Below are 24,591 nucleotides of genomic sequence, written 5' to 3'. Positions count from 1 at the left end.
TTGGAAATAGAAGTATTTTACTGAATTTGGCGCCAGAGTCCAGGTAAAAAGGCCCGGTCTCCCCCCCCCTCGGTATTTCGGGGACACCTTACTTAATTGACAAAATATTTACCGACAACCTCATATCACCCATCAATTAAGTAAGGTGTCCCCGAAATACTTTGCCCGCTTGTAGTGTGCCCGTAAGGGCATCGCACCTGAACAGACCAGGGAAGCCAAACCGAATCAGGCCGGGTAATGACGCCTACGTATTCATCATTCATCATTCATCATTCCGCATTCATCATTCCCCTATGCCGTCAGCCCTGGACCCCCAGTTCATAAGAAACAATGGTAACCTCGGGCAAGTTTCGTACACTGCCGGCGGCCTTGATCAGAAAATTTTTTTCCGCTGCTGTCAAGGTATCCAGATCGCCATCCGCAAAGAAGGTTAGTGCCTTCAGGCTCTCCATGGGTTGAAACTGTTTTCCATACATGGCATTTGCAGCAGCAAGACCCGCGGGCAGGCCGGCGCCGGCTGTTATCAGTGCGACAATGTCCCGATAATCCTTTGCTTCAACCCGCTGCAGAATCACTTTCAGCTTGGTCGCCAACAGGTCCTCAATGGACGCTACCTGTAAGACACCATCATGCGTCACATTTGGCGTGTTTACCCGCCCAATGCCGATTTGTCCAAAAAAAGAAAGTTTCACATCATTGGCATCCGGTCCCTGGGTGGGTATCAGCAGTGTCAGGGTGTGGGGCTGGTCCTGCAACACCGTGGCCTCTCGGCTGAAAGAAAATTCGCTGAAAATTTCCGTTTTATTAAGAGGCTTGTGAGAGAAAAAATCAAAGTCCACTGAAACTCGGTGGCCGCAGCGCAAAGCCACGGCTGTTCCACCGTAGAGGACATATCCAGCCGTTCGGGTAAAACGCAGTGCCGGCCATATTCGTTTCTGGGCGGGCGGAAGAATATCCAGGCAGGGTTTGAAAGTGTGATTCATTGAATTTTCCGTACAGGCAGGGACGGCACACCACCGGGTTCGGCAAGCCCGAGGCGATAATGCCAGTAGGTCCAGGAACGCGCATTAAACTGACCCGCTTCGGCTGCTTGCACGATGTCACGTAAGGAAGACTCCCCCATGCATGCAACCAGGCGCTGCACGTCTTCAAAGTCTCCGATATTCATCACCTGCGTGACAACACGTGCAGGCCTGCTAACGGCATGATCCGGTGTTTCCCACCAGATATACTTAGCTGCCATTTCTCGGAGAATGTGAAGGTTTTTGGAGTTCACTTTGGATGTTTCCTTTTGAATTTATTTAATTTTATCCCAGTGAAGCCGAATTTTCAAGCAATATGAGTAAGGAACCAGATCAATTTTACGCTGGACCCGGCCCGTCATCCCGGACTCCGATCCGGGACGGGTAATGACGCCTGCGTATTCATCATTCATCATTTCTTCCCTGCTCACTCAGTTTGCAAAATATTATCAAGCTGCGGGGAAGATGGTTCGGCAAAAGGGTTCACTACAGTAACGCCTCTCCAGATGAAACCACTTTGTAAATCTTCACTCAAAAGCAGGCGGCAGCGATTTTCAGCGGCCACCGCCATAATCAATGCATCCCACATTTGAAGCTTGTGATCAATTGCCAGATCGATTGCGGCTTGAAAAGCCGACCAGGATGAGTCTGCGACTTCAAAACTGTCGGCCCAGGCCATAATTGCCTCGCGTACAAGCCCTGGCTCCCCTTTCGCCTTCCCGGCAAGAACCCTGAAAAGCTCCCCCAGGGTTTGAGCGGGCAGCAGGACCAGGTCGGCGGGCAATTGCTCTATCAGCCGGATGGCGCGGGCACAGCGACGCGAATCTCCCACCCCTTCGGCATAGGCCAATATATTCGTATCCAGGGCTACACGCATGATCAATCCCCATACAGTTCTTCACGGGTCCAATTTCGAGACCCGGTTACACCTTGCGCTTTCAACCGGGTTACAAGGATATTTTTCATTGTTTTCTTTTGCAACGCTCCTGAATCACAAGAGGTTATCTTTGCCACCGGCTTGCCTCTTGACAGGATCGTAATTTCTTCCCCCTTACGCACCTCCCGCAACAAATTGGAAAATCCGCGATTCGCATTAGCAGCCGTAATTGTTTTCATAATATCACCCTCCAGCAAAAGTAGTTTACAGAACTACTTTAATTCGATTGCTCCTCCCTGTCAACAACTTAACCCCCTAAAACTTACTCCCCCTTCATCCTTCATCATTCATCATTCCGCATTCATCATTCATCATTCCCCCCCCCCCTCGGGTCTGCCGGACTGATAATCCACACTGGTCGTTTCGAAATCAACGCGTTGAATTATTTTTATTTGACTTTTTAAACGGGTTATTTTATAAAATATTAACTATTTTAACGGTATCCTTCATTACGCTGCGGCAACATGTGGTGCTTGATTGGCATATTCACCCATGCCGAAAATATGTGCTCAAGGAGAAGGGAAAATGATTCGATTTGCGTCAGAAGAGCTCGATAGGTGGTTGAAAGGCCCTGACCGGAAGCCGCTGGTGATGAGGGGCGCCCGTCAGGTCGGCAAGACCTGGCTTGTGCGTGATTTTGCAAAGCAACAAGGGCTGCAATTGATTGAACTGAACCTTGAAAAATATCCCGATTATGCCGGTCTCTTTTCAGGCAACAGCCCCCGGGAAATCCTGAAAAACATTGAAGCCCAACTGGCTTTTAAAATCCTCCCCGAATCCGCGTGCCTTTTTCTGGACGAGATCCAGGCCGCTCCCGAGCTTTTCGCAAAACTCAGGTGGTTCAGGGAAGACATGCCGGAACTGCCGGTGATCGCAGCCGGATCATTGCTCGAATTCGTCTTGAAGAAAGCCGATTTCAGCATGCCGGTAGGACGGGTCACTTATTTTTATGTCGAGCCCCTGTCGTTTTTCGAGTTCGTTCTGGCCTTGGGCAATGAGCCTCTGTATCAAAAAATGCTTTCCACCTCCCCGCAGGCACCGCTGCCTCAACCCCTGCATGCGCGATGCATGGAGCTGTATCGGCAATATTGTCTTGTCGGGGGGATGCCCGAGGCGGTCCGGACATGGCTTGACGGCAGGGACATGCAGTCCTGCATCAAAATCCAGCACGACCTTCTGTCCACCTACCGGGATGATTTTCACAAGTACGGCGGTGAAATCGATGCCAGGCTTCTACACAAAATTCTGCTCTCGGTTGCCGGACAGCTCGGGAATAAATTCGTTTACAGCAGGGTCGATCCCGATGTGAAAGCCCCTCTTGTAAAAAAGTTGCTGATGTTTCTTTCCCAGGCAAAGGTATGTTCCATGGTTGTTCATACCAGCGGCAACGGCCTTCCCCTGGGCGCGGAATCGAACGATAAGTTTTTCAAGGCACTGATGGTGGATGTCGGCCTGGTTTCCGCCCATCTGGGCCTTGCTTCGGTGAAGTCCGCCGATTTGGACAACATGCTTCTATCAAACAGGGGCGGGCTCGCCGAGCAATTTGTCGGGCAGCAGCTGCGTGCCGCCCAAACCCCGGCAATGGACCCGCGGCTGTTTTATTGGCAGAGAACCGGCGGCCGCCAGGGGGAAATCGATTATATCCTCCAGCATGGGGCCGATATCGTTCCTGTTGAGGTCAAATCCGGAGCTGCCGGAAGCATGAAGTCCCTGCACCAGTTCATGGCGGAAAAAAGCCTGAAGATGGCGGTTCGCCTGGATGCCAACCCACCGTCTGTCAAAGAGATGAGCGTCAAGACAACCCAGGGCCGGTTGGTAAAGTACCGGCTCCTTTCCCTGCCGCTTTATCTGGCAGGTAATATCAATGTTCTGCTTGAAAGATAAGTATTCCGAAAAACCCTGTCCCCGAAATACTTATGCCCGTTTGTAGTGTGCCCGTAAGGGCATCGAACAGGGAGAAAGTCTTGAGCGACGAACCCGTTTGTAGTGTGCCCGTAAGGGCATCACACCCGGACAGGCAATGACAGGGCAGGGCACGCAAGCCGAATAATGACGCCCACGTGTGCCGTCACCCTCGGGCTTGACCCGGGGGTCCAGACCAAGATTGACCCGATTCCCTATCCCTATTCATCATTCCCTATGCCCTATCTTTTTTATTGACAAGCTTAAACAGGACATTTATGCTTGCTATTATATATATAAAATATTAAAATAACAATAAACAAACCGGACAAAGAACAGGACATTGTCCATAAAACAAAACAGGACATTATAACATTTAATTATATTGTAATATCCTGATATAAATTAAAAAAAACCGGACAAGGAACCAGACATGAATTTATCCTGCCAAAGCCCTGTTTTAAGCCCTGCCATCCCTGAAAAAGAACTTTTGGGGCCGTTGAAAGACATGGCCCAGGAAGTGGTGACGGCATCGGCATATCTTGAAGGGCGGATCGCGCCGGACACGGCCAGATCGCTTGGCGAAAAACTGCGGTATCTCAACAGCTATTATTCAAACCTGATTGAAGGCCATAAAACCCTGCTTCCGGAGATTGAGCAGGCACTTTTAAAAAAGTTCGCCGAAGATGACAGTCGGCGATATGCCCAGGAATTGTGCGCCGCCCACGTAGAGGTCGAAAGAGAGTTTATGGCCGCCCTGGACGAGAACCCGCCGGATAATATTTGCGGTCTTGACTATCTTGGCAGTATCCACAGACGGTTTTATGAGCGCCTTCCGGAACACCACCGTTATACTCACCATTCAGGGGGATTTACAGGCATACATGTCCATCCCGGTCGGATGAGAGATGCCAATGTGTCAGTGGACCAGGGACAGACGACTCACGGTCCGGATGTAAAAGAGCTTCCACAGAAGCTTGCGGAGTTTGCTGCCCTGTATAATCCTTCAAATTTCCATGGCGACGAAAAATTGATTGCCGCTGCCGCTGCACACCACAGGTTGACCTGGCTTCATCCGTTCCGTGACGGGAACGGGAGGGTGGCAAGGCTGTTTATCAGTTTTTATCTATCAGCCATCAACATCAACAAATCAAATTTATGGTCGATCAACCGGGGCTTTTCAAGAAAGAAAAACTGGTACATGATCAATCTTCAATCAGCCGATTCCCCGGATAAAAAAAGCAATGGATTCGACCAGGAAATCTTTGCCGATTTTTGCGCCTTTTTTCTTGAAAGCTGCCTGGAACAGATCGCGTTTATGGATAAGCTTCTTGACTTTAAACGGGTTGATGCCAGGATTGATGGTTATATCAATGAAAGAGGTAAGCACCTCGGCGCGGAATCTCCCATTGATCCCCGGTCGGGAAGGCTGTTAAAGGCTCTGTTCTCCCAGGGAAAGATACCCAGAGGGGAGGCCGGAGCCATCATGAATATGGATGCTTACTCGGACAGGCAGATAAGACGGGTTGTGAGCCAGCTTATTAAAGAGGGGCTGGTTGAGTCGGACTCCCACCGGGCGCCGTTGAGGATCGGACTCCCCATGAAGGTGCTGCGGCACTATTTCCCTGCCCTTTTTGATCCGTCAGTGATGGGCGAGACATACCTTCATGACGGGGAAGAAGCTTGACCCGGCAATGACGCCCACGTATGCCCGTTTGTAGTGTGCCCGTAAGGGCATTGCAGCCGGACAGGCAATGACAGGGCAGGGCACGCAAGCCGAATAATAACACCTGCGCATTCATCATTCATCATTCATCATTCATCATTCCCCATGGCCCACAAACCCTGAACCCTAACCCGGATATTTCATGAGACATCCGGGCTAAACCATATCTCAGCCGGCGTGGCAAAAAATTCCTGTAGAGGAATCCCGTTGTCACCAACAACAAGCGTCCGCGCGCCTTTATACCGTGAACGAAACGATTCCAGCCCGGATGTTTTGCCGCTCCGGCCGCTTTTCACCTCTATCGCCCACAGCTTTGCCCCGCGGGTAATCACAAAATCCACCTCGCGATTCCCATCCCGCCAGTATGTGATGGTATAGTCCGCCGGGGGCAGCATGTTGACAAGATATCCCCCCACGGCATTTTCGACCAGTCGTCCCCACCAGATGGCGTCGGCAATCGATTCGTCAAAAGAACGATTGGACAGGGCGTTGACCAGGGCGTTGTTCCAGAGCACCAGCTTGGGGCTGCTTCCCCGCTTGCGAACAGAACCCCGCGAAAAAAGCTCCAATCCACTGACCAGAAAAGCAGTTTCCAGCATCCGCAAATAGTGGGCAATCGTCGTTGTATTCCCGACATCCTGCAATTGCCCGAGCATTTTGTTGTAAGAAAGAATCTGGGCCGGAAACGTCGCTGCCAGCGCGAATAAATGCCGCAGAAGCGTCGGTTTGGTGATTTTCTGGAGTTGCAGAACATCCCGCGCCAGTACCGTTTCGATCAAAGAGTCGGTCACGTACCGTTTCCACTTGCTCTCATCATGGCAAAAAACCGCCGCACCGGGATAACCGCCGAAGTATAACCACTGTGGCAAATCCCAACCGAAAGCATCAACGCACTCCTGAAACGGCCAATGGCTGCAACGGTGCAGAAAGAAACGCCCGGTCAGGCTTTCTGATAACCCTGCCTGAATCAGCAACGCCGATGATCCCAGTACGAGCAGACGGATATCTCGTGCTGTCCGGATGGCGGCATCCCACTTGCTTTTCAGGATTTCACTCCAGCCCCGTACCTTTTGCGCCTCATCGAGCACCAGCAATACAGGCCCACCCGACCGATCCGCTTCGACCTCTGCCCGGCGCCACTGGGTTTCAACCCATTCCGGACCCGGAGGAAGTGGACTGTCAGCCGAAGCGTAGATGAAAGGAAACGGCAGCTTATCCATCACCTGCCGGGCGATGGTTGTTTTCCCGACCTGCCGGGGACCGGTCAACACCTGAAAAACCGTCTGTTTTTTCTCAAGCTCACCGACCAGCAACGGCACCAATGATCGTTCAAAATTTTTCATAAAATGAATATAACCAAAATGTTACTGCTATGCAACAACTTTTACTCAATCAGTGAGTTTTTTTACTCAATGATTGAGTTCCCGCCCCCCTCGTCACCCTCGGGCTTGCGTGTCCGCCATAGCCTTGGCGACGGCGGAACCCGGGGGGCCAGACCAAGATTGACCCAATACCGAATCAATAAGGAACCAGATCAATTTTACACTGGATTGCCGGGTCAAGCCCGGCAATGACGGCGGTGAGGCTGGATTCCCCGGTCCGTTATCCCGGACTCCGATCCGGGACGGGTAATGACGCCCACGTATTCATCATTCCTGCATCATCACCCGGGCTTCGGGCTGTCAAACAGGCGATAAACGAGGTTGGCAATTTTCTCAAAATGGCGATCCATGGTGACCAGCTCCGTGCCTGACTCCATGGTCTGTGCGGCAATCCAGATGTCATTGGTGGGAAGAGGGGTGCCCTGTTGTTTCAGTTGGGTGGCGATTCTGGCATACCGGTCTGATGTGATTTGTGTCATTCCCATCACCTCAACCGCGGGGTGTTCCAAAAAACGGTTCAACTCTTCCATGTTCCTGTCAAACCGCGAGCCGTTGCGAAAACCAAACATCAGCTCCCCCAAAACAACGGGAGACAGGAACACGATATCGGCCCGGGTGATATACGCAACCAGTGGCGCAATCCCCAGCTTGAAGCCGACATAGGCATTGGTATCCAGAATAAGCTTCATTTCCACAGGTCTTCATCTATCTGTTCGCAGGATTGAATGGCCGCTTCAAACTCAGCCGCTTCCGGCCGGCTCCAGCCCCCGGCCATCTCACTTAGAGAAGATGCCGGCCGCCTGCTTTTTTCAAACTCTTTGTGAATAATTTCCTTGATGACCTGGTTCATGGATTTCCCGTTGTCACTGGCCATTTTGCGGATGGCCCTTTCAATGTCCTCGCCCAGTCCTCGAATGGTTACTTGCTGCATGACTCCCTCCTTGCATCATTTTGAGTCATTATATGATGCGCATCCTCATATGTCAATTTTATATTGCCCGTTTTTCATCATTCATCATTCCCCATTCATCATTCCCTTTGCCTCACCCCTCGTCATTGCCCAACTTGCGTGTCCGCCATAGCCTTGGCGACGGCGGAATTGGGCAATCCAGAATAAGAATGGCCCAGTTCCGCATTAATAGGGTGGAAGATCAATTTTACACTGGACTACCCAATCAAGCCCGGCAATGACGGCGGTGGGGCTGGATTACCCGGTCCGTCATCCCGGACTCCGATCCGGGACGGGTAATGACGCCTACGTATGCCCGTTTGTAGTGTGCCCGTAAGGGCATCGCAGCCGGACAGGCAATGACAGGGCAGGGCACGCAAGCCGAATAATGACACCCACGTATGCCGTCACCCTCGGGCTTGCGTGTCCGCCATAGCCTTGGCAACGGCGGAACCCGGGGGTCCAGACCAAGAATGGCCCAGTTCCGCCGTAGCCGTCATTGCCCAACCCCCCTCGTCACCCTCGGGCTTGACCCGGGGGTCCAGACCAAGAATGACCCAGTTCCGCATTTTCTGTTTCGTGTCATTGCGAGCGAAGCGAAGCAATCTTGAACGCCTTTGGCTGTTCCCCTCAATAAGGAACAAAATCAATTTTACACTGGATTGCCGGGTCAAGCCCGGCAATGACGGATAAGGTAGTTCGTCATTGCCCAACTTGATTGGGCAATCCAGAATAAAAATGACCCAATTCCGCATTAATAGGGTGGAAGATCAATTTTACGCTGGATTGCCGGGTCAAGCCCGGCAATGACGGCGGTGGGGCTGGATTACCCGGTCCGTCATCCCGGACTCCGATCCGGGACGGGTAATGAAGCCTGCGCATACCCGTTTGTAGTGTGCCCGTAAGGGCATTGCAGCCGGGCAGGCAATGACAGGGCAGGGCACGCAAGCCGAATAATGACGCCTACGTATTCATCATTCATCATTCCGCATTCATCATTCCCCATCCCGCCCCCCCCGGGCTTGCCTGCCGGGCCGTCGCCCACCATGGCGAAAGCCGGATCGGGCGATCCAGAATAAAATTGACCTGACACCGCATTCCGTATTAACAAGGTAAAATCAATCTTATGCCGGCCTCCCGGATCGAGCCCGGCAACAACCACAATACAGAACAGCGAGATTGAACAAAAGGTACACGCGCACATGCTTTCAATAAGTCGATTTTTATATCTGGCAACCCTGGTCTTTGCGCCCCTGGCGTTCGGCAGCGTGGAGTCCTGGGCCTTCTTCTTCCTGACCCTGCTCACCGGTGCCGCCATCAGCTTTTACCTGCTTCACACCCGGCGCCATGCCGCCCCCATCTACCGGGTACCCTGCATGTTACCCCTTGCCCTGCTTGGGCTTTTCATCTTCTTGCAGATCATCCCCCTGCCGCAGGCTGTCCTGTCCCTTTTGTCTCCCAACGCCGCCCAGCTCCGCAACGAAACCATCGGCATTCTTCTACCGGACCGTGCCTGGCCCCTTACACTGAACCTTCACGCCACCCTGTTTGAACTCTGTCGCTGGCTGCTGTGGGTCGGTTTCTACTGGATTTCTGTTCAGCTCCTGTCGGACAAAGCAATGTTGCGCCGCACCCTGCTGTTTCTGGCCTTTTTTGCCGGCATTTTTGCCTTTTCGTCCATCCTTCAGCACATTTTCACAGACAACCGTGCTTTATGGTTCCGCTATATATCCGTGCAGTCCTGCTCGATATTTGGCTCCTATATTAACCGCAACCACTACGCCGGCCTTATGGCCATGCTTTTTGGTCCCACCCTTGGCCTGTTGCTGGCGCTTCGCCCCCCCCGTCAGTTCGGCACCATGCGCGAAAAAATCCTGGGCCTGTTTGAAGAAAAAGAGACCCCCCTGTTTATTCTTCTTCTGCTTTCGGCATCAATCATGGTGATGTCGGTTTTTATCAGTCTCTCCAGGGGCGGCATGACCAGCCTGTGCATATCCAGCCTGTTTTTTATTCTGATGGCATCCGGAAAAAAATTTTCAGGACGCCACACAAAAATGAAAATCACCGCCGCAATGCTGCTGTGCGCCGTTCTGATGGCCCTCACCTGGGTCGGCTGGGAAACAATTGACAATCGCTTCAGCACCATCTATGCGGCAGATGATATCATGCGCATTGGCCGGCTCCGATACTGGGGCAGATGCCTGGCCGGCGGGCTGGATTTTTTGACCACCGGTGTTGGTTTTGGTGCCTTTGAAGTGGCCGGACCCATCTACCAGACCTACTATATGGGAGCCATCCTGGACCATGCCCACAACGACTACCTGGAGCTGCTTATAGAAGGCGGTATCCCCGGTGTTCTGCTGTTTCTTGTTTTTTTTCTCTGCCTTTTCCAGGTTGTGCAGAAAACCCTAAAAAAGAGAAAAGAGTCCTATTCCATTCTGGTCTGTATCGGCGCCATTACCGGTATTGTAGCCATCCTGCTGCACAGCTTCACAGACTTCAACCTGCATATTCCCGCCAACGCCCTTTATCTTGCCTTTCTCTGCGGCCTGGCGGTTGCCGCGGCCCACACCCGGCTGCGAAACCACATCACCCCGCCCACCTACCTGCCACCCGCGCCAAACAGGGCAGCCCTTGTCACGCCTTTTCTGTTTATCCTGCTCTGGCCGCCGCTTCTGGCGCTGTCTATGGGCCAATGGATGGCCGATCAACACATCCAGCCCTTTATAAAGGCCCCCCTGAACAACACCACTGCCCCGGCCCTGCTGGAACAGGCTGCCGAAAGCGCCCGCCGTGCCACCGCCTTCTCACCATGGAGCGCAACCGCCCACACACTTCTCGGAGACGCCGCCTTTTTCTCCGGCAACCCGGAACAGGCACTGGACGCCTATCAGCAGGCCCTCTGTTTTACACCCACCCGATCAACACTGCTTCAAAAGGCCGGCCAGGCCGCCCGCAATGCCGGCCTGCCCCTTTCCCGGGCCGAGGCCCTTATGGCCGCCGGTGTAAAAACCTATCCCATGCGACCCGGCGCGCATGGCGCCCACGCCGGGTTCCTGTTTGAAACCGGCAATAAGGAAAAGGCCATGTCCGTGGTTCGAACTGGTATTAAAACCCATCCTTCCCTGGCGCGACAGTTTTTTACCCTGATGACTTATGCCGGCCTCACCCCCGCGGAAATGTTTACAGCCCTGCCTGCAAATTCTTATGTGCTGACCCAGTTTGCCGCCCATATCCAAAACACCGATTACGACTTTATGCGAAGAACCATTCTGACCGCCGCCGTGAATGCCGCCGACCAGGAAGCCGAGCCCTCGCCAAAGGCTTATATTAACCTGGCCCATCTTTACCTGCGGGAAAAAAATCATGACCAGACCATTACTGTTCTGGAACGTGGTGTCACCCGATTGCCGGATCACCCCTATCTGCTTTACCTGCTGGCCCGGACTTATGAAGAAAACCAGATAGTCTACAAGGCCCTGGATCTGTATAAAAAGCTCCAGATTATTTCCCCCGGCTACCGCGACACCGAACAACGTCTTAAAGCCATGAAACGGTAAGGGCGATACCTGAAGCGGCCCGGCGAAAAAGGCGCACGTTCCTTTAACCCGGACATTTTATGAGTTGTTCGCTGGAAATTTTGACTTGTAAAGACTGTTGAATAGTGATAAAAGTCCGATTCTAATATAAATTAATAAGTTGAAGGTGATTGCTTCAATACCTTATGCCGTCACCCCCGGGCTTGCCTGCCGGGCAGTAGCCCGTCAGGGCGAAGGTCGGACCCGAGGGGCCAGAATAAAAATGTTTTAATACCGAATCAGTAAGGAGGAAAACCAATTTTACGCTGGATCACCCAATCAAGTTGGGTAATGACGGGTAATGCTTAATCACTTAAAATTTCTCCCCGGAGCTAACATGCAGTTCATCGACCTCAAATCTCAGCAAGACCGCATCCGTGACCGTATCGAAACCCGTATCCGCCAGGTCCTTGACCACGGCCAATATATCATGGGGCCTGAGGTTCAAGAATTGGAGGTAAAACTTGCCGATTATACCGGCGTTAAGCACTGCATCACCTGCGCCTCCGGCACTGATGCCCTGCTTATGGCACTGATGGCCCTTGACATCAGCCCCGGCGATGAAGTCATCACCGTGCCCTACACATGGATTTCCACTGCCGAAGTTATCGCGCTGCTGCGGGCCAAACCCGTTTTTATTGATATTCAGCCCGATACTTTCAACATGGACCCGGCAAAGCTCGAAGCCGCCATTACGTCCCGCACCAAGGCCATTATACCGGTGGGCATCTACGGCCAGTGCGCGGACATGACCCGGATTAATATTATTGCCGCGAAACACAACATTCCGGTCATTGAAGACGGAGCCCAGAGTTTTGGGGCCACTCATCACGGTAAAAAATCCTGCAATCTTTCTTTGATTGGCTGCACTTCGTTCTTCCCGTCCAAACCCCTGGGCTGCTATGGAGACGGCGGCGCCATTTTTACGCCGAACGATGCCTTGGCGGACAAACTGCGTCAAATCCGTATTCACGGCCAGAAGGTCAAGCACCAGCACCCCCTGGTGGGTATCAACGGCCGACTGGACACTCTCCAGGCCGCTATTCTGCTGGAAAAATTCACTCTTTTTTCCGAAGAATGCCACCGCCGTGCGGAAATCGCGGATCGCTACAACGTCCTGCTGGCTGATATCCCCGGCATTCAAACTCCGGTGGTTGCCGCCAACAACACCTCTGTGTATGCCCAGTACACCATCCTTACCGATGACCGGGAGGCCCTGTCAAGCAACCTTAAATCTAAAGATATTCCCTCGGTGGCCTATTACACGGCGCCTCTGCATCTTCAGGGCGCTTTTACCGACTTGGGGCATCAACCCGGCGATTTTCCCATATCCGAGGAGGTAGCAGCCCATTGTCTCAGCCTCCCCATGTCGCCGTACCTGAGGAGAGAAGACCAGGCGGCCGTTGTGGCCGCCATGAAGTAAAAAAAATAAGGAACTGGGGCAATAACAATTAAAGATAGGAAGTCCAAGCCAGTTTGCTGAAAATAGTTAAACATAAAATGCATAATCTGATTTCAGATAAAAAATTTTCTGAAATTTTGACTGGGTCGGTTTGGGCACTGGGGGCGCGAGTATCTGCGACTGTCTTGGCTTTGGTTTCGAGTGTAATCATTGCAAGGTTTTACGGTGCAGAGATGGTTGGTGTTGTTGCGGTGGTAAACTCATTTTTAATCCTTGCAACAACCTTTACAGTGTTTGGGACCAATACATCTATTCTTCGCCTGATCCCTGAGTATCTTGCCAAATATTCTCCAACGTCGGCATTCAAAGTTTACCGAAAAACCCAATACATGGTAATTGGCTTTTCTCTATTGACGGGCACCTTATTTTATTTCAGCGCCAATTTCATAGCTGCAAAAATCTTCAACAAGCCCCATCTGTCTATTTATTTTGCCATTGCATCGATATTTATTGTTTTTAAGTCCCTTATGTTATTAAACACCAGCGCCGTCCGGGGGTTGAGGCTCATTCGTGTTTTTGCCATGATGCAGATGCTGCCCCAGGGATTTAATCTGTTACTTCTTATAGCCTTAGGGATTCTGACAGCTCAACCTGGCGTACCTGTTTATGCGTTGCTGTGTGGCTATGCTTTGACTGGTATTTTTGGGTGGGGCATTATGAATTACACTTTTAAACGAAGAATTCAGCCAGGCGACAAGCTCCACCCGACTTCAACAAAAAAAATATTGGCCATTTCTTTGCCCATGCTAATGGTCGCGACAATGAATTTTTTTATCGCTCAGACAGGGGTAATAATGCTCGGAATGTTTCGAACCGAGGCTGAAGTCGGATACTATTCCATAGCGGTGAAACTCTCAACTCTTACATCCTTTGTGCTTTCAGCCATCAACACCATTTCAGCGCCTAAGTTTTCGGAATTATTTCATTCCGGGAAAATAGATGAACTGTTTTATGTCGCTAAAAAATCGACAAAATTAATATTTTATGCAACAGTGCCGATTCTGTTTTTTCTGCTGATTTTTGGAAAACTTGTTCTTTCAATTCTTTTTGGGGCCGAATTTACAGTAGCTTATACTGCGCTACTCATACTGATTATAGGCCAGTTCATTAATTCAATATCAGGGTCTATTGGATATTTCATGAATATGATTGGTTATCATAATCAGTTACGAAATATTCTTTTTTCAGCGGCCGCACTAAATATTCTTTTCGCCTTTGTGTTAATACCAAAGATAGGAATAAACGGGGCCGCAATAGCCAGTATGCTTTGTTTGGTCTTTTGGAATATATCAGCACTTACTTACATATATAAAAAATATGGAAGAACAACCACCTACATTCCTTTTATAGATTAACTTGAGGTATGAATGCCTAAATATGTGTTTTTGACTTATAGGAACCGGAGTGGGTCAACCTTATTGGCCAGTCTGCTGAATAATATTCCAGATATTTGTTGCACACCCGAAGCTGAAATACTTTCAAAATTGTTACTTACGGGAAATGCAAAAGATCCTGTTTCCGAAGAGACAATAAAAATAATTGAAACAGCAATGGCTTCCGATCCAAAGCTATCTTTTTGGAATTTAACGCTATCTGACCTGGATATTCGGTTCGGAAGTAAAACAAGTAAAGAAGAAATGCTTTTCAGTATACTTAGAGCCTATGGAAAAAAAAACAAGCCTGACGCTAACGTTTTAATTTTTAAGTGTCCAATATTAAACGACTATTTAAAAAATTGCTGTAAAAATGAAGATCTCATTAGAAGCGATCTGTTTTTTTTAGCATTGCTGCGTGACCCCCGGGCATCCTTTGAATCTCAAAAACGCTCAAAAAGTCTAAATGAGTTTGTTATGGATGCAAGCCCGCGTCACTCCGCACATAAATGGGTAAAATTTCATAACATGATTAAAAACATTAAGGCGTTTAATTGCGGCTATGTTGTTAAATATGAAGAACTGATCTTAAACCCTACAAATACGTTGACAAAAATATGTGATGCGTTAAGGCTTAATGCCACATTAAAAAATGTCCTTGTTGAAGGTAACTCCTACTACCATTCAATTCCTTATAATCAAAAAAAATTGCATCAAGGGCTGCTCAACCCATTCAATACTGAAAAAATTGACTCTTGGAAAAAGGCACTCAATGGATCTGAGATTTTTTTAATTGAAATCATAGCGAAACAGCAGATAAAAGAGTGGGACTATAAACTATTTTCACCTCATCCGAATTTTATTAATTTAATGATTGTGTTTTGCGTTAGCGAGTTTAAAAGTTTTTTGAATCGTTCAATTTCTTTTTTTAGAAAAACAACGATTAAATATAAAGTTTTAAAGCGGTATTAATGATATTCAATTCCATACAAAATATACTTTTAAAAATGTAAATTTTGTTAAAAGTAGACAAATTAAATTTAATTAAATATGAATTTTATAACCTCACATCCTTTTTTATTCATACTACCAATGGGCGTTTTACTTTTACTGCCTTTAACTGTATTTAGAAAAAATTTGATATATGCCATTATTCCAATTAATACTATTGCGGATTGCCTCGTGGAATTTACAGGCGGAGCGAGCGCTTCAATTCATAGTGGGATTATCCGAGTGCCAGTTATTTTGCTAATTGCATTCTTTTATGTAAGAAAAATAAAGTCTGATAAATTAACATGTAGTATTGTCTTTTTTTTGCTTTATTTATTAATTTTAGTTTTATTTTCATCTAATATTTTTAGATCATTAAGCACATATACCAAATTTGCCATATCGCTATCTATGATTCCGATCGCTTTTTACAATATTGATACTCAGGCTGGATTAAAAAGACTTCATATCTCCCTTCTAATTGGAGCTGGTATCCTGCAAATTAACTATGTGTTAGCTCAAATGTTTCATTTTGGCGAAAAAGCCTATAGCGAAGATGGCTTTTACCTTGGCGCAACGGGGGTAACGATGACCTATATTTTTTGTTACGCCATTGCAGTTGCTCCATTGACCTATGCGCTTCTAAAAAAAGACAGGAGCAAATTGATAGCAACCGTCATGTATGGTTTTGCTGCAATTGTAACATTGATTACTTTTAGACGTGGTTCAATTTTGGCAATGATGGTGTCTTTTTTAATCTTGTTATATTTGAGTTCTTCCAAATATAAGAAAACTCTTATAAGTTTACTTATTTTCATTGGAATCGGCTTTTGGGGTGTTTACCACTGGCAAGAACAGAGACTTCAAAATTTGTTTGAACAAAGGATTGTTTATAGCATCGAAAGGGAATTTGACGAGAAAGCATTTGGACGGGTTAACGAAACTAAGGAAGTATGGTATGAGTTTTTTAATAAATCTTTGTCACACAGCTTATTCGGTTCCGAACTTTTTAACTCGGTGGAGTATTTTAATTACTGGAAGCAAACCGGAAGAACGATTCACATTGATTATAATAATATTCTTCATGGTTCCGGTTTAATCGGTTTAATTTTATTTATTTTAATTTTCTGGCAAATGATCAAAAAATTTAAACTCTATGAAACTACGTTAGAACATCCAATTTTATTCCCTCAGCTCAAAATGGTTTTTTGGGCAACAGTGGCTACAAACCTCGTGTTATCTCTTTCTACACAACTTTGGTATGTAACCAGTTATTCAATTTTTGGATTGCTCATAGGTTCGACGCTAAGGGCGGCTAAATCTAATATTGCCATTCAAAATAACAAATATTAAGAATATGAGCATAATTCCTATTAAGATTTTGGTTCCAAGATTGCATGGCATGGGTGGGGTGGCCAATTATTATCTGTCGATAAAGAAACATTTAGGTGCTGATTATCAATATGTATATCGCGGAAATGTCAGCCGAGAAGAATCTGGAACTTCAGTCCCCGGGCGAATGGTGAAGGATTATGTTCTATTTTGCAGAAGAACATGGTCTGATACTGATGTGGTGGTTATCAATTCATCATTAGGCGTTGGTGGTTTTTTCCGGGATGGACTTTATGTTCTGTTATCACCGGTTCATGTGCGCAAGGTGGTTTTTTTCCATGGATGGAATCTTGGTTTTGAAAAAAGAATTGGTGCGTCTTTTGGGTTGAAAACCTGGTTGAACCGGACGTTTCTAACCGCCGATCATATTATTGTTTTGTCCGCCGGGTTCAAGAAAAAATTGCGGCATTGGGGTTACACAGGGCCGATTAGTCTTGGAACAACTATAGTCGATGAACAGTTGCTGGAGGATGTAAATTTTCAGCGTCTGTCAAAGGAGCGGGCTGAAAACAAAAATCCGACCATCCTGTATCTTGGCAACATCTCCGAGGCCAAAGGGGTCCGGGGAGTTATTCAGGCGTATCAGCTTTTGTTCAGCCGAAACGGATTGAAAAATTTGAAATGCATCATGGCAGGACAAGGCAACATGCTTGAAGAACTGAAGGCACAGGCCGATTCACAGAACCTTGATATCCAGTTTCCGGGATATGTCAGAGAAAAACAAAAGACAGGGGTATTCAAAAGTGCTCATGTCTATGTGTTTCCTTCTGCTCATGGCGAAGGGATGCCGACCTCGGTTCTAGAGGCCATGGCTTTTGGACTTCCGGTCATTACTACTCGAGTAAGTGGTATTTCAGATTTTTTTGAGGACGGTAAAATGGGCTTGTTTTTAGACACCCGTGATCCGGAGCATATTGCTAAAAAAATTCGTTATCTGCTGGACCGCCCTGAACTGATGCACCAGATGTCTGAGTACAATTACAATTATGCCAAGGAACATTTTTATGCTGGGAAGGTGGCAGATTGGTTCAAAAGCATAATTGAATCCGTGATCCATGATGATAATGAATAAATTGAACGTCTGCCTGACCCATGACATTGACCGGGTCCGCAAAACCCATCAGTATCTCACCAAAGATCTGAAAAAAGGGCGGTGGCGGAACCTAAAAACACTGATTACAGGTGAACAGCCATATTGGACTTTCGATGACATGGCTGAATTGGAATCCAAGTATGATGCCAGGTCCACGCTGTTTTTTCTTCATGAAACCATCCCTTTTAAACCATTGAAACCCGGTACATGGAAATTGTCTGTGGGGCGGTATTCCATACGGGAACCAGAGATCGGTAAATTGATCCGACAATTGGATGCCGGCGGATGGGAGATCGGCTTACACGGCAGCTACCGGTCGTTTCAGGATCAGTCATTGCTTGCAACGGAAAAAAAAATCCTGGAAGACATGCTGGGGAATCAAGTGACGGGAATCCGCCAGCACTACCTGAATCTGGATGAACCCGATACTTGGATGTTACAGAGAAAAGCCGGATTCACCTATGATACGAGCCTTGGCAGAACAGACACCAGCGGATACAAGGATGGACGGACCGCGCCTTTTGTTGATGAAATATCCGGTATGAACATCATTCCATTGACCATTATGGAGTGCTGCCTTTTCAAGGAAGTTGAAAATAATAAGCAAAACGCGCTGAAACGGGCAGTGGAATGGATGGATTATTCCCAGAAAACCGCTACCTTTTTTACCATTCTCTGGCACCAGCATATGCTCAATGAAAAAGAGTTTCCCGGTTACCGGTGGGTGTATGAGGAAATTTTAAAGGAATGCCGCCGAAGACATGCCAGGTTCTGGCTGTGCAGAGATATTGATGAGTCCCTGGGATGAAATAGGGTAGGTAATGGCAAACTATGACATCAGTGTTGAAGGTTCAGACTTTAAAGATCAATGGGATCAGTTTGTTCTGAATCACCCGTTGGGTAATTTTTTTCTTCTGTATGACTGGCTGGAAATTGTGCAGTGGAAAACAGGGTTTGAGTTCAAACCTCTGGTGATCCGGTCAGGGGGCAACTTGTCCGGGATCATGCCGATTTTTCTAAAAAAATATATTGGATTCACGATTTGCATGTCCCCACCTCCAAAAGTTGCTTCACCATGGATGGGACCTTTGATAGCGGCGACATCTGATAATCAGTACCGTATTGAAAAACAGAACCAGAAAACTGTCGAGGTATTACATGATTTTCTTGTGAATCAAGTGGGATGCGATTATATCCGGCTGAATTGTGTTTCGGGGTTGGATGATGTCCGCCCATTTAAGTGGAAAGGGTATCAGTGTAATCCGGTATACACGTATTTTTTGAATATTTCAGATAAACATGAAGTGTTTGAAAAATTTGACGGCAGGATCAGAACAGGAATCCGTAAGGCCCTGCAGAATGGATTGACGTATAAACATGTGGACAACAACATGGCCCTTCAGGTTATAAAAGCTGTATCTGAAAGATACAAAGAGCAGGGACTGTCTTTTGCCTTGAACCGGGAATTGATAGACAGGTTATTGACATCCCGGGCCGGTGATTTTATCGAAACAACCGGTGTGTTTGATAATGAAGGGTTCGTGTCAGGTAATATTCTGATAAAGCTTAACAACAGGGTGCACCACTGGATCGGCGGGATTCAACCCAGCCGAAATCAGCAGGGAGCCAATGAATTGCTCCATTGGTCAGGAATAGAACGATATGCGGACGAAGGGGTGTTTGAATATGAGTTCATGGGGGCCAATACCAAGCACCTGTGCGATCATAAATCAAAATATAATCCTGAACTGCGGGTTTTTTATTCATGTGAATGGCACAACAACAAAGGGAAACTGGTTGACTGGGCCGGCAATTTATTAAAAAGAAAAAAGGTTGATTGAAAAGAGAATGGATAAAATAGACACCAAAACCCGACGGCTGACACTCAAGGTGCTCAGCCATATTTCTTGGCCCCCAGGGAGATTGTATCAAGGGGTAACCATCAGGGATCTGGTCGATTCCCGCACTACCGACACCGGCATTGTTTTCATTGTGGGGGCTCCCCGGACGGGAACTACCCTTCTTTATCAGGTTTTGACCAATATGCTTGACGTCGGTTATCTTTCCAATCTCTCCAACCTGTTTTATCACTCCCTTTTCAGTGGGATGGTACTGCATGATAAACTATATGGCGACAGACCCCATAATAATTTTTCAAGTGACAACGGCCGGACAAAAGGGTGGGCCAGTCCTAATGAATCAGGCAAGTTCTGGTATCAGTGGTATCCCAAAGATGTCAGCTGTCTGACAGAGGAGATGTTGTCTGGTGTGGATTTTTCTCCTATGGTCAATACCATTAGGAACATTCAGGATCGATTGAAAAAACCCCTTGTTTTTAAGAACCAGACCAATAGTCAGAGAGTGGCCTCCCTGGCAAAACTGTTTCCGGACAGTGTTTTTATTCATACCGTACGTGATCCCTTTCCTGTTGCCGACTCCATCATTGAACACAGACAACGGTTTCTGGGATCGACTGACAAATGGTATTCTATCAAACCGGATAACTATGAGCAGATCAAAGATCTTGATTTTGTGGAACAGGTGGTTCGCCAGATTCATGGTGTGGACAGCATGATTGATCGGGCGTTTCAAGAGTTGGATCAGGATCGTTGGGTCAGAGTCCGGTATGAAGAGATTTGCAAAAACTGGCCGGAGGTGGTGGAGCAAGTAAAGGGCAGGCTGAAACGGTTCGGCCCGGTGCATGGGCGAAAGGGGGCCAGCTCCCCTGTAATAAGAATGCAGGATGTGCCTGTTGAAACTGACATGCAAAAAGCTATTATAGAAAGTATTCGGAAGGTTTATGGCTGATCTCAAAAAGATATACGAGCATATATTCCGTCTGGAATATGAACAGGGCTTTAAAAGCTATGATATCTATGATGGATCCGGCCTGAAAGTTCCGCTACTAAGGCAGTTGAAATCCGGTCGGATGGCTTCGACATATTTCAATAAATTCAGCCCTTTTAATTTCCGGACTGTTTTGGGAATTTCAAAACGGAAATATCCTCATGCAGTCGCCTGTATGGTTGACGCTTATTTCAATTGTCCGGTAGATAGAATTCCGGAAGATTTTATCAAAGAACAGTTTGAATGGCTTATTTCAAAAAGCCTCAAAGATAGATATGGTTTTCACTGCTGGAATGGACTGGGCATTTCCATTGATATGAAAGGCGGGGGGATCAAACCGGATATACCCGGTCTGATTGGAACGTCTGCCGTTGCCAGGGTATTGTGTGCCTATTATCAAAAAACAGCTGATGAACGTATCCCCGAGATATTACGTTCTGTCAGATATGATCTGTTAACCAATTATTTCCAAATGTATTCAGGATTCAGTTTTTTTCGTTACAAACCGGTTACACCACCGTGGGTATTCACAATAAATGCATCAGCCAAGGGAGCGGCACTGATATGTCATATCAATCATATCCTGGGAGAAGATCAAGGGCTTGAGCAAGTTGCATCTGCTGTTTCATCTATTCTGGATTCCCAGGAAAAAGATGGAAAATGGAAATATACCATGGACTTGAAAAACGGCCGACATAAGGTGCAGACCGATTTTCATCAAGCCTATATCATCAAAGCCCTGCTGGACATCCATCATTCAGGAATGTTGGATATTCCCCTGGCAGATGCGATAATAAGGGGAATTGATTTTCAAAATAAAACTCAGCTGCTATCTTCAGGGGCTATATATTATCGACACCCTGTAAAATATCCATTCAATATTCACAATCAGTTGTACGCCTTTTATGTCAACAAGGCTGCTTCTTTTTTGGATAAGTCATATGACAGAAAGGGTGAGCTGATATTAGACTGGGCGTTAAAGCACCTTTACGATTCAGGGCTCGGATTTATATACGGCGCGTACCCTGCAATTAAAATCAGAATCCCTTATGCCAGGTGGGGCAATGCCCATGCGCTGTATCTGTTCAGCCTGTTGATGAATTCAAGCCAACCAAGCTGAAAACAACATTAAGAAAGCATTCAAGAATTACAATCATGCCTGATACAATTAATATAACCACCATCATCGGTGCCCGCCCCCAGTTCATAAAAGCCGCCACAGTGTCCCGGGCCATTGCCGGGCAGGCTCAAACTGGGCAGCAGGCAACGCCCATCAAAGAAACCATCATCCACACCGGACAGCACTTTGATGCCAACATGTCCGAGGTGTTTTTCCGGGAGCTGGATATCCCGAAGCCGGATTACAACCTCGGCATCGGCGGGGGCAGTCACGGCAGAAACACGGGCCGGATGATCGAGGCTATTGAAGCGGTGCTTGTCAAAGAGCAGCCGGACTGGGTTCTGGTCTATGGCGACACCGACTCCACCCTCGCCGGAGCCCTGGCCGCAGCCAAGCTGCATATTCCGGTGGCTCATGTAGAGGCCGGGCTGCGTTCCTACAACCGGATCATGCCCGAGGAGATCAACCGGATTGTGGCGGATCAGTTGAGCACTCTGCTGTTTTGCCCGACCCGAACCGCTGTGGCGAATCTTGAAAAGGAAGGATTCCCCCATCAGTTGACGGCCCGGACCCGTCAGGCAGTGGTCAACGTGGGGGATGTGATGTATGATGCGGCCCTTTATTACGGGGGCCGGGCACAGGGGAAAAGCCGGATCATACAGACCCGGGCACTGACACCCAAAGCATTTGTGCTGGCCACCATCCACCGGGCCGAAAACACGGACAACCCGGAGCGGCTGCACAACATCATGACCGCCTTGAACCAGATCGCCGCAGAAATACCCGTGGTCCTGCCCCTTCATCCCAGAACGAAACAGAAACTGGTGCCCGCTGATTTTCCTGCAGTGACGTTCATCGACCCGCTGGGATATCTGGACATGGTGATGCTGGAAAAAAACGCTCAAGTCATTGTCACCGATTCCGGTGGGGTCCAGAAGGAAGCATATTTTCATGGTGTGCCCTGTGTTACTGTGCGAGATGAGACCGAGTGGGTGGAGTTGGTTGAGGTGAGGGTAAATGCGTTGGCCGGGTCAAAAAAAGACGAAATTATACAATCATATCATTCAATGAAAAATAAACCAGTCGAAGCAAAATTATTATATGGCAATGGAGACAGTGCCTCAAAAATAGTATCTTTTCTAACTGAATCGATAACCGTTTAAATTTAAGTTTTAACTAGTGTCCATCCACAGATATAACTACTTGTAAAGAATAAAAAAAGCGCATTTTGTACTGGTATTTTTTGTCTTGCTGTAGTATATAAAAGTTATCCAAGCTTTCAATATAACTACAGAAAACAAAAAGGAGCCCAATACAAAATGCGCAAAAAATGGCAAAAACAAATGACCTTCATGCCTCAAGAAATTGATCATCCGCAAGCCAGAGAACTCGAAGCCATCAGTCAGTTGCTTGACAGCAAATCTACCATTTACGAAATCGTCTTGCAAGACCTTCCCAGTCAAGCGACATCCGGCTCGCCAGGTGGCGCCCAGGGCATGACTGCCGAGCAGGTGATACGAGCCGCCATTGTAAAGGTCCTGTTCGGCTTTACATACGAAGAACTGGCCTTTCATTTGGTCGATTCCATGAGCATCCGGCGCTTCTGTCGAATCGGCATTACCGACGAAGGGTTTAAAAAATCCACGCTTCATAAAAACATCAAAGCCCTGTCCGCCGAGACCTGGCAGTTGATCAACAAGGAGGTGCTGGCGCATGCCGAAGAAGCCGGGATTGAAAAAGGCCGTCAGGTGCGTATTGATTGCACGGTTGTTGAAAGCAATATCCATAAGCCGAGTGATTCTGTCCTTCTGTGGGACGCCGTCCGGGCTATTACCCGGTTATTGGAACGCGCCCAACAAGAGACCGGGAAGCAAAGGCTTTTGTTCCATGACCACCGGCGGATCGCAAAAAAACGAATGCTGGCGATTCAATACACCCGTGACGCAAAAGCCCGAAAGCCCCTTTACAAAGACCTTGTCAAAAAAACCCGCCAGTGCGTCTCCTATGCCAGGTCAGCCGTAAAAGCGCTGGAGCAATCCGTGGCCCATCCTTCCAGAACGGCATTGGCCATTGAACTGCAGAGCTTTGTGCGCCTGACCGATCAGGTGATCCGTCAGACCGAGCTGCGCGTCTTCCAGGACCAGCAGGTTCCGTCGTCAGAAAAAATCGTCTCTTTGTTTGAACCGCATACGGACATCATTGTCAAAGACCGCCGGGACACCTATTACGGACATAAAGTCTGTCTGACCGGCGGCAAATCAAATCTGATCCTTGATTGCCTTATTGTTGAAGGCAACCCGGCCGATACCACACTGACAGAGACCATGCTGGATCGCCAGCATCAGATTTATAATCGTTACCCGCTGAAAGCCGCCCTTGATGGCGGATTTGCCTCCAAAGACAACCTGGCCAAAGCCAAAGAGAAAAAGATCAAAGACGTATGCTTTGCCAAAAAACGCGGGTTGTCTGAATTGGATATGTGTCGCAGCCATTATGTTTATAAACAGTTACGCCGCTTCCGTGCGGGCATCGAGGCCGGGATATCCTGGCTCAAACGGACCTTCGGCTTCAACCGCTGCATGTGGAAAGGCCTGCCGTCCTTTAAAAGCTATGTCTGGGCAACGATCGTGTCGGCAAATTTGCTGACCGTTGCCAGAAAACAACTGGCATAACCGGACCCCGACATAACGATTTTGATAAGTCATGGGGATAGCTGTTCCCCAAAACTGATATTTTGTGGTATTTTGTTTGCTCAATAATTTTTTATCCCCAAAAAATAAGGGGTGATAAAATTTTGCTCATAAATGTGCCAGATTAA

The 24,591-nt window shown here is 47.9% G+C and carries 21 protein-coding genes; 14 read left to right on the top strand and 7 right to left on the bottom strand.

Annotated elements, in window-relative coordinates:
* Window positions 1-299: 299 nt before the first annotated feature.
* The 4 genes from DOLE_RS09495 to DOLE_RS09480 form a co-directional block, all read right to left on the bottom strand.
* Window positions 300-983 carry a nucleotidyl transferase AbiEii/AbiGii toxin family protein gene (locus tag DOLE_RS09495; protein WP_012175264.1) on the bottom strand — a complete coding sequence of 228 codons (684 nt, stop codon included), beginning with the start codon at window positions 981-983 and terminating at the stop codon, window positions 300-302.
* Window positions 980-1,276: a hypothetical protein gene (locus DOLE_RS09490; protein WP_041280480.1), complete on the bottom strand. Its 297-nt coding sequence runs from the start codon at window positions 1,274-1,276 to the stop codon at window positions 980-982. The genes DOLE_RS09495 and DOLE_RS09490 overlap by 4 nt, the downstream gene beginning before the upstream one ends.
* 173 nt (window positions 1,277-1,449) lie before the next feature.
* Window positions 1,450-1,899 carry a PIN domain-containing protein gene (locus DOLE_RS09485; protein WP_012175262.1) on the bottom strand — a complete coding sequence of 150 codons (450 nt, stop codon included), beginning with the start codon at window positions 1,897-1,899 and terminating at the stop codon, window positions 1,450-1,452.
* 2 nt (window positions 1,900-1,901) lie between these two features.
* Window positions 1,902-2,138, bottom strand: coding sequence for a type II toxin-antitoxin system Phd/YefM family antitoxin (locus DOLE_RS09480; RefSeq protein WP_041280479.1), 237 nt, complete (start codon window positions 2,136-2,138; stop codon window positions 1,902-1,904).
* A 313-nt stretch (window positions 2,139-2,451) separates the two neighbouring features.
* Here DOLE_RS09480 and DOLE_RS09475 point away from each other — a divergent pair, with 313 nt between their 5' ends.
* Window positions 2,452-3,843 carry an ATP-binding protein gene (locus tag DOLE_RS09475; RefSeq protein ID WP_083766570.1) on the top strand — a complete coding sequence of 464 codons (1,392 nt, stop codon included), beginning with the start codon at window positions 2,452-2,454 and terminating at the stop codon, window positions 3,841-3,843.
* 451 nt (window positions 3,844-4,294) lie between these two features.
* On the top strand, window positions 4,295-5,548 hold the full coding sequence (locus DOLE_RS09470; protein WP_012175259.1) for a Fic family protein: 1,254 nt from the start codon (window positions 4,295-4,297) through the stop codon (window positions 5,546-5,548).
* Between the two features lie 179 nt (window positions 5,549-5,727).
* Here the strand turns inward: DOLE_RS09470 and DOLE_RS09465 are convergent, their stop codons facing one another.
* From DOLE_RS09465 to DOLE_RS09455, 3 genes are all read right to left on the bottom strand, one after another.
* The gene (locus DOLE_RS09465; RefSeq protein ID WP_012175258.1) at window positions 5,728-6,930 is read right to left on the bottom strand and encodes an ATP-binding protein; all 1,203 of its coding nucleotides are present in this window, start codon (window positions 6,928-6,930) and stop codon (window positions 5,728-5,730) included.
* A gap of 320 nt (window positions 6,931-7,250) precedes the next feature.
* On the bottom strand, window positions 7,251-7,658 hold the full coding sequence (locus tag DOLE_RS09460; RefSeq protein ID WP_012175257.1) for a type II toxin-antitoxin system VapC family toxin: 408 nt from the start codon (window positions 7,656-7,658) through the stop codon (window positions 7,251-7,253).
* The gene (locus DOLE_RS09455) at window positions 7,655-7,900 is read right to left on the bottom strand and encodes a FitA-like ribbon-helix-helix domain-containing protein (RefSeq protein WP_012175256.1); all 246 of its coding nucleotides are present in this window, start codon (window positions 7,898-7,900) and stop codon (window positions 7,655-7,657) included. The genes DOLE_RS09460 and DOLE_RS09455 overlap by 4 nt, the downstream gene beginning before the upstream one ends.
* Window positions 7,901-9,120: 1,220 nt before the next feature.
* On the opposite strand from DOLE_RS09455, the gene DOLE_RS09445 reads away from it, so the two are divergent.
* The 12 genes from DOLE_RS09445 to DOLE_RS09390 all read left to right on the top strand — a co-directional run bounded on the left by DOLE_RS09445 (window position 9,121) and on the right by DOLE_RS09390 (window position 24,445).
* Complete coding sequence (locus DOLE_RS09445) at window positions 9,121-11,478, top strand: O-antigen ligase family protein (protein WP_012175255.1); 2,358 nt, start codon at window positions 9,121-9,123, stop codon at window positions 11,476-11,478.
* Between the two features lie 355 nt (window positions 11,479-11,833).
* A complete protein-coding gene (locus tag DOLE_RS09440; protein WP_041280477.1) occupies window positions 11,834-12,919 on the top strand; it encodes a DegT/DnrJ/EryC1/StrS family aminotransferase in 1,086 nt (361 codons plus the stop codon).
* Between the two features lie 53 nt (window positions 12,920-12,972).
* On the top strand, window positions 12,973-14,313 hold the full coding sequence (locus tag DOLE_RS09435) for a flippase (protein ID WP_012175253.1): 1,341 nt from the start codon (window positions 12,973-12,975) through the stop codon (window positions 14,311-14,313).
* A gap of 12 nt (window positions 14,314-14,325) precedes the next feature.
* Complete coding sequence (locus DOLE_RS09430) at window positions 14,326-15,303, top strand: sulfotransferase (protein ID WP_083766569.1); 978 nt, start codon at window positions 14,326-14,328, stop codon at window positions 15,301-15,303.
* A gap of 210 nt (window positions 15,304-15,513) precedes the next feature.
* Window positions 15,514-16,674 (top strand): O-antigen ligase family protein, encoded by a 1,161-nt coding sequence (locus tag DOLE_RS09425; protein WP_153304406.1) that lies wholly within the window; start codon window positions 15,514-15,516, stop codon window positions 16,672-16,674.
* A 49-nt stretch (window positions 16,675-16,723) separates the two neighbouring features.
* Window positions 16,724-17,785: a glycosyltransferase family 4 protein gene (locus tag DOLE_RS09420; protein WP_167320869.1), complete on the top strand. Its 1,062-nt coding sequence runs from the start codon at window positions 16,724-16,726 to the stop codon at window positions 17,783-17,785.
* Window positions 17,786-17,924: 139 nt separating this feature from the next.
* Window positions 17,925-18,614, top strand: coding sequence for a polysaccharide deacetylase family protein (locus DOLE_RS09415; RefSeq protein WP_153304405.1), 690 nt, complete (start codon window positions 17,925-17,927; stop codon window positions 18,612-18,614).
* A gap of 13 nt (window positions 18,615-18,627) precedes the next feature.
* A complete protein-coding gene (locus tag DOLE_RS09410) occupies window positions 18,628-19,647 on the top strand; it encodes a GNAT family N-acetyltransferase (RefSeq protein ID WP_012175248.1) in 1,020 nt (339 codons plus the stop codon).
* 7 nt (window positions 19,648-19,654) lie between these two features.
* Window positions 19,655-20,614 carry a sulfotransferase family protein gene (locus DOLE_RS09405; protein WP_012175247.1) on the top strand — a complete coding sequence of 320 codons (960 nt, stop codon included), beginning with the start codon at window positions 19,655-19,657 and terminating at the stop codon, window positions 20,612-20,614.
* Window positions 20,607-21,773: a hypothetical protein gene (locus DOLE_RS09400; protein WP_012175246.1), complete on the top strand. Its 1,167-nt coding sequence runs from the start codon at window positions 20,607-20,609 to the stop codon at window positions 21,771-21,773. Before DOLE_RS09405 ends, DOLE_RS09400 begins: the two co-directional genes overlap by 8 nt.
* Window positions 21,774-21,808: 35 nt before the next feature.
* Complete coding sequence (wecB, locus tag DOLE_RS09395) at window positions 21,809-22,936, top strand: non-hydrolyzing UDP-N-acetylglucosamine 2-epimerase (protein WP_012175245.1); 1,128 nt, start codon at window positions 21,809-21,811, stop codon at window positions 22,934-22,936.
* A 156-nt stretch (window positions 22,937-23,092) separates the two neighbouring features.
* Window positions 23,093-24,445, top strand: a complete 1,353-nt coding sequence (locus tag DOLE_RS09390) for an ISNCY-like element ISDol1 family transposase (RefSeq protein ID WP_012174089.1) — start codon at window positions 23,093-23,095, stop codon at window positions 24,443-24,445.
* Window positions 24,446-24,591 lie beyond the last annotated feature (146 nt).

Origin of the sequence: Desulfosudis oleivorans Hxd3 (genome assembly GCF_000018405.1) — a bacterium.
GTDB lineage: Bacteria > Desulfobacterota > Desulfobacteria > Desulfobacterales > Desulfosudaceae > Desulfosudis > Desulfosudis oleivorans.
This window is presented reverse-complemented; position numbering and strand designations above follow the sequence as displayed.